Below are 9,985 nucleotides of genomic sequence, written 5' to 3' on the forward strand. Positions count from 1 at the left end.
TATTTTTTGAAAACGTTTTAGTTTATCGTTACACCAAATAATATAATATCTAATGTAAGCGATGTCAATACCTAAAATATAATAAGTGTATCGATTTCCTAAATGACACCCTAAAAAGTAATTGCACATAGACCGTAATATGTGCTACTATTAATTGCTTAATTTGTTATGGTAGAGGCACTAAGAAGGATTTTTCGGGAGGGATTATAATGAAGATCCGTAAAGCAACGATGACAGATTTAGAATTGGTAGTGGAGATTTTACGTGATGGTCGTAATCAGTTGGCAGAACGGGGCGTTGACCAATGGCAGGGGGACTATCCGAACGTCACCCACGTAAAAGAGGATATTACCAATGGGGTTGCATACTTGGTTCAAGCTGATGATGGACAAACTGTTGGGACATTAGCGATTGTTAATGCTCCAGATCATGTTTATGATAAGTTGAATGGACGGTGGCTAACAAATACCGCGGATTATGTTGTAATTCACCGTGTAGCAATCCATTCTCAGCACACCGGAAAGGGTTATGCGTCCAGATTATTCCTTAGTGTGATTGATTATTTAGAAACACATCGTCCAGATATCAAGTCAATTCGTTTGAGCACTAATGAGAACAACCTTGCAATGCAACGGGTCGCAACTAAAAATGGGTTCCAAAAGGTAGGAACTTTGCATGGTGCTTTCCGTCCCAATGAGTTATCTTATGTGTACGAGTTGTTGACCAAGGTGCGTGTAACGCAATAGAAAATGCCAAGTACAACAGAAATTAATTGTTGCGCTTGGCATTTTAAAATTTATTTTTGATTGATCTTTTTAGCATATTCACGAGCATTGTATAATTCATAGACAACCCATGTTTCAATCAATGTGATGATGCAGATAAGAATAGCGGTATACATATTTGGGAGTACAAAAAGTAATAATAGAAAAATCCATGAAATCCATGACCATTGAGTTTCTATTGTTACGATTCGCCGAACGCGTTTAGTTGGTTCTGAGCGTCCGGATTGACTAAAAATCGTCCGAATTTGAGCAAAATAACGGACTTCAAAAATACTTTCAATAATAAAAATTGCTGTTAGGACAATCAATAAAACATTCATCATGATAAAGGCCCCTTGTGGATTAATTTGTCTTTAATTTTAGAACTAATACCTAAGAGAAGCAATTAATTGCGTAATAGAAAAAGAGCTTGTAGCATATTGCCGCAAACTCTTATCTGACTTTCCACATATCAAGAAATAGTAGGGTGATGAAAGTAGGTATTTCACTACTATCAAACATTCATTGTCTTACCATATTCGTTATTGATGGTATCAACAACATCCTTGGCCTGCATGTCATCTTCAACAACTGTCTCGCCATCGCGAAGAGTATACTTTACGCTGTCGTCTAGATTGCTAAAGTCAACATCATTACCATTTGCATCAACAAAATCAAACTTCGAATCTTGGAAGTTTTTAAGAGCATCTGCATTAATTTCCATGATTATGCTTCCTTTCGCCATTATAGTAACACTTAATTGACGAAAATTACAGGGAGATGTTAAAAAGGTTAGGAAAATAAACGTAATTGTGAATTAATTGCTAGGAGGATGGTGTTGCAATCATTTTAAATATTGTTCAGCTTCTATATTTGAAAGGTGGTAATTTTTGATTAGGCTCGTCTTAATATCTTCTGTGGGGGTACCAAGTTGCTGAAGGGTCTTAATAAGGATCTTTATCGCCTTAATCCGTTCTTCTTTCTGCCCTTCGCTTTTTGCATCTGCAAGTAGCATTTGAAACTTCATAAAACTACGCCTCCGTTCAGGATTACTCTTAATTTTACTGATTTCAGTTTGAATTTGAGTTATAAACTTACTCTTATTGTCTACTTGGTTGCGCATTAATGCAAGGAAACTTTGAATTGGCTTGTCATTATCAGAAAAGGTTGTGGCCTTAGCGTTAAAAACTACTACTGTTCTTTTGTCACCAAACTTAAGTTGTGAATCGCATGTACACTGCATTTCAAATTCATAACGAGCCCAGCCACGACCGTAATAATCGAAGTTGCAAAACATAATTGCATAAGTAGGATATTTTGCTAGTACTTGATAATTATTATTGGGCTTTAGTAATTCTTCATCCGCTTGGCCGAGGTAATATCTTAAACGGAAAGGGAGATTATGCTTGTCAGCGATTTGCATTTCAACGATAAATATTCGGTTTTCTTGGTCACGGACGTAAACATCATAACGAACTTTTTTCGCTGCGATTGCACTAATGTCTTTTTGTGTTTCGATATTAACGACTTCTTTTAATTTTAAATATGGTAAGGCTCGTTGGATCAGCTGCATGCAAATTTACTTATTTTCCATTACCAACCCAAACATGGGGTCGCTAGTAATTGTCATATTTTGCCATTGTTCAACTATTCTTTCTTCTTGACTAATAAGATCATGCTTCATGGATAATAACTCCTTACAATTAGAAATATTCTTAAGATAAAAGGTATTCTATAAATATATATACGTAAAAAATAATGATTTGCACTTTTTATTTCGGTAACTATCTATAATAACGATTAGGATGGTGAAAATGTAAAAGTTTATTTAATTTACATCTTTAACTAATGGTGTTCAGCACATATAATAAGGAGTAGGAAGAGAAGTTATAAGTGATAGGAGGAACTAGATATGTCATTGATGCAAAATACATCTGAAATTAGTAAAACTGACACGCAAGTTTACTTAGTTACCTTAGTTCGTGAGAGTGCTGATATGCCACAGTACATTGATCATATGGTTTATGAAACTACTGAAGGTGGTCAAAAGTTTATGGCACGGTTAGTTGAAGCATTTTCACGGGCAGGATATCGGCAAAAGAAAGTTAGCGACGATGAGTATTTACTTAATAACGGCCTTGATAAAATTACCCTAACTGGTGAGACGCAAGCGGTTTTTAAGGATTAACAAGATAATAAAAAATCTGGTGTTGTATTTTATGGCGACTCCAGATTTTTTATCCCAAAATTTAACTATTGTTCATTCCGCAGTGATGGAATTTTAACGTCTTCGGTATAATTAGGACTCCACCAGCCATGCTTGTTAATGTAACCAGCTGGGAGGCAAAGGAAGACTAGGAGAATAATTTCTAAGACTGCTGAGATTGAAGTAAGGAAATTATTATTATTGCTTGTGAAAATAATTGAGAGCAGCCAGAAAACTAATAGTGTCCATCCGCTTAAACCGGCATCCCGTAATCGGCGAACTGCAATCGCAATTGATGGCAGGATGTTCGCAAGACAAAAGGCGATAATTACAAACATCACGAAAATAACGAAAAATGGTCCGTTAGCATAACCGTTCATAATCGAATTAACTGTCGAGTAGCCGGCAATCGCTAACAAGAAATATAAGATGACTAAAATAACAAAGTTAACCAGCACCGGCCACCAAAAATCAGCCCGGGAAGAAACCGCCCGATATTTAAAAGCGTTCTGCCAGTAGTATTTATATGCTTCAAACATAATATCTCCTCCTCAAATTCTTTCAGTTAAATTATAGCATTATTAGGTCGGAGATACAGATTGATTTATGATGAGAAAGCAGAATGAAAAATCCCTAACCTTAGTAATTTTTTTCAGGGTTAGGGAAATACTATTTTGTATTGAAAATTAAATTAGATGAATTGCACGCCGCCATCAATTTGAACAGCTTGACCAGTCATGTAGTCAGATTTATCTGAAGCGAGGTAGGAGACAAAGTTAGCGACGTCGGATGGATGTTCAACACGGCCAAGGGCAATTCCGTCAATAGCAGCCTTTAAGTATTGACCTTTTTCACCGCCATTTTCTTCAACCATCTTTTCATCAATAAAGTCCCACATGTCAGTACCAACAATACCAGGACAATAGGCATTAACTGTAATATTAAATTTAGCTAATTCCTTAGCAGCTACTTGTGTTAATCCACGAATAGCAAATTTAGTTGAGGAGTAAGCTCCTAATTGTTCATAACCAATGTGTCCAGCAATACTTGAAGCATTGATGATTTTCCGAATTTTATCTCCATCATCTTGCTTCTTGAATTGTTCAGCAGCAGCTTGGATACCGAACAGGACACTATCAACATTTGTAGCGTAAATCTTATGGAACTCTTCGGCTGATTCGTCTAGGAGATTACCGATTTGCGCAATTCCAGCATTGTTAATATAGGTATCAAGTCGACCAAAGTTATCGACAGCAGCTTTTACAAGCATTTCATGAGTTTCTTTTTTTGAAACATCACCAGAAACTGCTACAACCTTATATCCCTTATCGGCTAATTCTTTGGTTGTCTTGTCCGTTTCTTCTTTATGATAACCATTAATAACCATTAATAACCATTGCATAGCCATCTTTTCCTAGTTGTTCCGCGATTCCCTTTCCGATACCACGACTGCTACCAGTGATAACAGCAACCTTTTGTTCAGTCATAATAAGATCTCCTTTAAATACAACCTTAGTTTCTCGCAACAAGTTAATTATTGCACAAATTGAAAATGAAAAAATATCTTTTCGCTAAAACTTAGTAAAATAATTAAATGTTTTTACTTACGTTGCATAGGAGTGTTAATTTTTCTTATAATATTAAAGAATATAAAGTTAAAGTGGGTTATTAAATGACTATTTGGAAGAGCGAACTAGCATTTGAAAATGAATTAATTAACCATCTTAGTAATTTAGGTGGAACTAAGCAGTGGGAATACTTGCCACAAATTAAAACGACAGATCAATTGTGGGAAAATTTTAAGCATATTCTTGAACAGCATAATCAAGATCGATTAGAGAAACCTTTATCAAATTCAGAATTTAATCAAGTAAAGTCGATAATTAATAAGTTAAATACGCCATATGAAGCAGGACAATTTTTATATGGTACTAATGGGATATCCCAGATTGAAATTGACCGTGATGATGGTAAGCATGTTTATTTGACGGTATTTGATCAAGATCAAATAGGAGCAGGGAATACTGTCTACCAAATTGTTAGTCAAATTGAACGTCCCGCCGTAATTCCTGGGCGAAAAGATCGGCGTTTTGATACTACCTTGTTAATTAATGGGTTACCAATTATCCAGATTGAAGAAAAGGCAGATGGTCGAGATGCTAAAGAAGCGTTGAACCAGATGCATCAATATATTGAAGAAGAACAGTATTCAGATATTTTTGGTACTGTTCAAATCTTGGTTGCCTTAACACCACACGATGCTCGTTATATGGCAAATACAACAGCTGATAAATTCAATACTGATTTTGCCTTCCAATGGCAACGAGCGGAAGATAATAAACCAGTGTTAGATGCAATGCAATTTGCAGATCTTATGCTATCAATTCCGATGGCTCATCAAATGGCAACTAATTATATGATTCTTGATGGAACGCCCCGACATCAAATGATTAAAATCATGCGACCATACCAAGTGTATGCAACAAAACGCGTTATTAATAAGCTTCGTGAGCATACATTTGGAATTGATGATCAACGAATCGGATATGTCTGGCATACAACTGGATCTGGTAAAACTATCAGTTCGTTTAAAGCTGCTTGGCTTGCGTCACGGTTACCCAATGTGGATAAAGTGGTATTTATGGTTGATCGAGTTGCATTGACTAATCAAACAGTCGATGAATATAAGGCATACGATCCAGAAAATACTGAAGATAGCAATAGTGGAGTTGTAACCGATACTGCTAATCGTTGGGCCTTGGCTAATAAGTTAAAACGCAAAGGAAATGGAATTATCGTTACGTCGACTCAAAAGATGGATGCAATGGTTCGAAGTAGGGACTTTAAACCTGTCGATAAGAATCTTGTTTTCATTGTTGATGAGGCCCATCGGTCAACTTCTGGTGAAATGCTTCAAAGAATTAGGCACGCATTTCCAAAGTCTGCGTGGGTAGGATATACTGGTACCCCTGTTTTTCCAGCCGAGAATGGCAAATCAAAAATTCCAACAACCCGTGATATCTTTGGGGATGTTATCCATACCTATACAATTCAAGATGCAATTAAAGATGGTAATGTTCTTGGATTCAAGGTTGATTTTGAGACAACATTAACTGAAAAAGTATTGCGAGAACAGTATTTGCCAGAGTATTTTAAGGCTCGCTATCCTAAGATGACAGATGAGGAGATTCAAGAACGAATCGCCAACATGAATGATAATGACATGGATGATAAGGTTGAGCCAAGTGTTTATGATGAAAATCATAAGCATATTGAATTGGTGGTCGAAGATATTCTAAAAAATTGGAATAAACGGTCTGTTAATGGTAAGTACAATGCTATTTTGACGACACATGTTGGTGGCGGAAAAGCATCAACTCCAATGGCGATGGAGTATTATAACGAATTTAAGAAGCAAAATGCTGAAAGGGAATATCCATTACGAATCGGAATTACCTTTAGTCAAGATACGTCCAATGGTGGTAATCAGTTAGAGACCAATGACTCTTTGCGTAAAGCAATGCAAGACTATAATGAAATGTTTGGTACGAGCTTTAATGATAAGCAGGTTAAAGAATATACAGAGCAAGTAGTTTCACGATTAAATCGAACAATTGATGATGGAAAGTATTTTGACATTGTGATCGTTGTTGATCAGTTATTGACTGGCTTCAATGCTCCACAGTTAAATACTCTCTATGTTGATCGAACGTTAAAAGGGGCAGCTTTAATTCAGGCATATTCGCGAACTAATCGGGTGTTTGACATGCAAACAAAACCGTTCGGACGAATTGTAAATTATCGGTGGCCTAAACACACGGAAAAATTAATGAAGAGTGCATTGGCAAAATATGCAAATCGTAATTCAGCAAATATTCAGGGAGAATTATTCCCCAACGGCGGAGAAGGCGTTATTGCTCCATCTTATGGGGAGATAAAAAAGAAGCTTCATAAGGTTGTAAATAGTCTTGCTAATTTTTCAGAAGGTTTTTCTGATATTCCTGCAAGTGAAGCAGCACAAGAGCAGATGTATAAAGATTTACGACAATACAATCATTTAATGGCAATTGCTAAGCAAGATGATAAATATGATGAGGAACATCCAGAAAAGTTGTTAACTTCACTGGGGATGAGCTTGGATGATGAAGAAATTCTAACAACCACTTTAGCTAATAAACTTAAAGTAAAGATTGCTAAGAACCACCATATTATTGATATTTCAAAAGTTGACCTACAAATGGAACACGTTAAAGAAGTGAAGGTCAATTGGGATTACCTTGAGGGATTGATTGTTGAAGTGATGAATAAGTATCACGACAACGATATTGAAGGAGCCAAGAAGTCGGCTGAAGAAGTTAAAAATATTTCTGATAAATTGGAAGATCGTGGGTATGCGGCTAAGATTCTTCGCTTTATTAAGGATCTCTTTAAGGGAAAAGTTAAATATGAGTATCCTGTGCAACAAAAACATGTTAAAAAATTAATTGCCCAAAATAATGAAGATCAACAACGTTCTGCCATTTTTGAGTATAAGAAAAAGTGGGGACTAGCTGATATTGAAGATTCACATTTAATAAATGAAATCTTAGATAAGCACGTTATTGGTGCCGATGATTTAAATGGAAATGGTGAGTTAGATAATGTTGTAATGGAAGGACAGGCTGTATATAGAACTGATGCCGAATCAGAAGACGTAAAGAAATTAAGTAAAATTAAATACCGAACACATTTGCGGCGGTCGATTAATGAATTTGCGGATGAATTAAAGAAAAAATTTTAGGAGTTTTTAAAGTGAGTAAAGCACAAGAAATTACTAGTCAATTATGGGAAATGGCAAACCGTCTCCGAAGTAATATGGATGCGAGCGAATATCGAAATTACATCTTAGGGTTTATGTTTTATCGCTATCTTTCTGAACACCAAGAAAAAAGTATGGTTGAAAATAAATTAATCGATGTTGTAGATGGTCAGAGTGTAAATGAAGCATATAAAGAACAAGCTAGTGGGGATGATTTAAATGATTATTTAGAAGAAATTGCCGCTTCCCTTGGTTATGCAATCGCGCCTGCATACACATGGGCAACGATTGTTGATAAAGTTAATAATAATACAATTGCGCCTTCTGACTATCAGGATATGCTAGATAGTTTTAATCGTAATTTGAATCTTAATCGTAATGCCAAAATGGATTTTCATGGAATCTTTGACGATATGAATTTAGGTAATTCTCGTCTAGGTAATTCCACATCAGCGCGGGCAAAAGCATTGACTGATATTGTTAATTTAGTGGACCAAATCGAATATAAAGATGAAAATGGTCATGATATTCTAGGAGACATTTATACTTACCTAATTAAAGAATTTGCTACAAATTCTGGCAAAAAGGCTGGTGAATTTTATACGCCACACGAAGTTTCTGAAGTACTAGCTAAAATAGTTACCTTAAATTTAAATACTGAGTTAGAAACCCCAGAAGTATATGACTTTACTTGTGGAAGTGGTTCATTATTATTAACTGTAAAAAAACAAATTAGAAATAAAGTTGCAAAAGAAAAACTAAAATATGCTGGACAAGAGCTAAACACGACAACTTATAATTTAGCGCGGATGAACTTGATGATGAATGATGTTCGTTATCAAAATATGACATTAAAGAATGCTGATACTCTCGAAATGGATTGGCCTGATGGGGTAGATGAACATGGAGTAGATCATCCACATAGCTTTGATATAGTTGTAGCAAATCCACCTTATTCTGCGCGCTGGGATAATGATGATAAGAAACTAAAAGATCCTCGGTTTAAGGAATATGGTGCTTTAGCTCCTAAGACAAAGGCTGACTATGCTTTCCTTTTGCATGGCTTATATCACCTAAAGCAAGAGGGGACGATGGCAATTGTTTTGCCGCACGGGGTTCTATTCCGTGGTGCTAAGGAAGCCCAAATTCGTAAGGCATTATTAGAGAAAAATCAAATTGACGCAATTATTGGGTTACCAGCAAACTTGTTCTATTCAACGGGAATTCCTACGGTTGTGCTTGTCTTAAAGAAGACTAAAGAAACTAAAGATGTCGTATTTATTGATGCAAGTAAAAACTTTGAAAAGGGTAAGAACCAGAACGTCTTACGAGAAGAAGACATTGATAAGATAATCAAAACATATAAGGAAAGAAAAGATGTCGATAAGTACGCCCATGTCGCAACTTTCGATGAGATTAAGGAAAATGACTATAATCTTAATATTCCACGTTATGTAGATACATTCGAGCCCGAGCCACCAGTTGATCTTGGGAAGCTAACAAAGGAAATGGAAGAGACTCAAAAAGAGATCGAAAAGACCCAAAGTGAGCTTTTAGGGATGATGAAAGAGCTAACTTCCAAAGACGAGAAGACCCAAAATGACTTAAACGAATTTATCAAAATGTTAGAAAACGAGGTAAAGCGTAATGGATAAAAAGCCTGAAAAATTAGTGCCTGAAGTCCGTTTTAAAGGATTTACTGACGATTGGGAGCAGCGTAAGTTGGGGGAAATTTCATTTAAGGTAAATACCAAGAACAAAGAAAATCTTACCTTACCCGTTTTATCGAACTCTGCTGAATATGGAATTGTAAATCAAGAAGACTATTTTGATAAAAAGATAGCTAATCGCACTGATAATTACTATATTGTGAAACACAATGACTTTGTTTATAATCCACGTATCTCAAATAAAGCTCCCTATGGTCCTATACGGAGGAATACTTTAGATACTAAAGGATTAATGTCCCCTCTTTATTATGTATTTAGAATTAATGATGGCAATTATGTTTACTTAGATTACTATTTTAAAAGTGGTAAGTGGTACAAATTTATGTATCAAAATGGTGACTCCGGGGCTAGATCTGACAGATTTGCAATAAAAGATAAGATATTTCAAATGATGCCAATAAGTATGCCCAGTACTAAAGAACAAAATAAGATTGGCCAATTAATACAAACATTACAAAAATTAATTGATCTCCAGCAACGAAAATTG

At 35.7% G+C, this 9,985-nt stretch carries 9 protein-coding genes and 1 pseudogene; 5 read left to right on the forward strand and 5 right to left on the reverse strand.

Features of this window, described 5'->3' with window-relative positions; all coding sequences use genetic code 11:
* The first annotated feature begins 209 nt into the window (after positions 1 to 209).
* Positions 210 to 746: a GNAT family N-acetyltransferase gene (locus tag DTK66_RS05850; protein WP_191668064.1), complete on the forward strand. Its 537-nt coding sequence runs from the start codon at positions 210 to 212 to the stop codon at positions 744 to 746.
* 50 nt (positions 747 to 796) lie between these two features.
* Here DTK66_RS05850 and DTK66_RS05855 read toward each other — a convergent pair whose 3' ends face one another.
* From DTK66_RS05855 to DTK66_RS05865, 3 genes are all read right to left on the reverse strand, one after another.
* Complete coding sequence (locus DTK66_RS05855) at positions 797 to 1,108, reverse strand: hypothetical protein (protein ID WP_153931028.1); 312 nt, start codon at positions 1,106 to 1,108, stop codon at positions 797 to 799.
* A 170-nt stretch (positions 1,109 to 1,278) separates the two neighbouring features.
* Positions 1,279 to 1,509: a hypothetical protein gene (locus DTK66_RS05860; RefSeq protein ID WP_153931027.1), complete on the reverse strand. Its 231-nt coding sequence runs from the start codon at positions 1,507 to 1,509 to the stop codon at positions 1,279 to 1,281.
* Between the two features lie 99 nt (positions 1,510 to 1,608).
* Entirely contained in the window at positions 1,609 to 2,337 is a 729-nt protein-coding gene (locus tag DTK66_RS05865; protein WP_191668065.1) for an Rpn family recombination-promoting nuclease/putative transposase, read from the reverse strand.
* Between the two features lie 339 nt (positions 2,338 to 2,676).
* Between DTK66_RS05865 and DTK66_RS05870 the strand changes: the two genes are divergently transcribed.
* Positions 2,677 to 2,952, forward strand: a complete 276-nt coding sequence (locus tag DTK66_RS05870; protein ID WP_153931026.1) for a hypothetical protein — start codon at positions 2,677 to 2,679, stop codon at positions 2,950 to 2,952.
* Positions 2,953 to 3,017: 65 nt separating this feature from the next.
* On the opposite strand, the gene DTK66_RS05875 is transcribed toward DTK66_RS05870, so the two are convergent.
* Positions 3,018 to 3,509, reverse strand: coding sequence for a DUF805 domain-containing protein (locus DTK66_RS05875; RefSeq protein WP_191668066.1), 492 nt, complete (start codon positions 3,507 to 3,509; stop codon positions 3,018 to 3,020).
* 152 nt (positions 3,510 to 3,661) lie between these two features.
* Positions 3,662 to 4,460 (reverse strand): annotated as a pseudogene (locus DTK66_RS05880) (acetoin reductase).
* A 182-nt stretch (positions 4,461 to 4,642) separates the two neighbouring features.
* Here DTK66_RS05880 and DTK66_RS05885 point away from each other — a divergent pair.
* The 3 genes from DTK66_RS05885 to DTK66_RS05895 all read left to right on the forward strand — a co-directional run.
* Positions 4,643 to 7,750 (forward strand): type I restriction endonuclease subunit R, encoded by a 3,108-nt coding sequence (locus DTK66_RS05885; RefSeq protein WP_191668067.1) that lies wholly within the window; start codon positions 4,643 to 4,645, stop codon positions 7,748 to 7,750.
* Between the two features lie 11 nt (positions 7,751 to 7,761).
* Positions 7,762 to 9,423, forward strand: a complete 1,662-nt coding sequence (locus DTK66_RS05890; RefSeq protein ID WP_191668068.1) for a type I restriction-modification system subunit M — start codon at positions 7,762 to 7,764, stop codon at positions 9,421 to 9,423.
* Positions 9,416 to 9,985, forward strand: a 570-nt coding sequence (locus DTK66_RS05895; protein WP_191668069.1) for a restriction endonuclease subunit S, incomplete at its 3' end; no start/stop codon positions are given. The genes DTK66_RS05890 and DTK66_RS05895, both read left to right, overlap by 8 nt.

It is taken from the genome of Limosilactobacillus walteri (assembly GCF_014830205.1).
Lineage (GTDB): Bacteria > Bacillota > Bacilli > Lactobacillales > Lactobacillaceae > Limosilactobacillus > Limosilactobacillus walteri.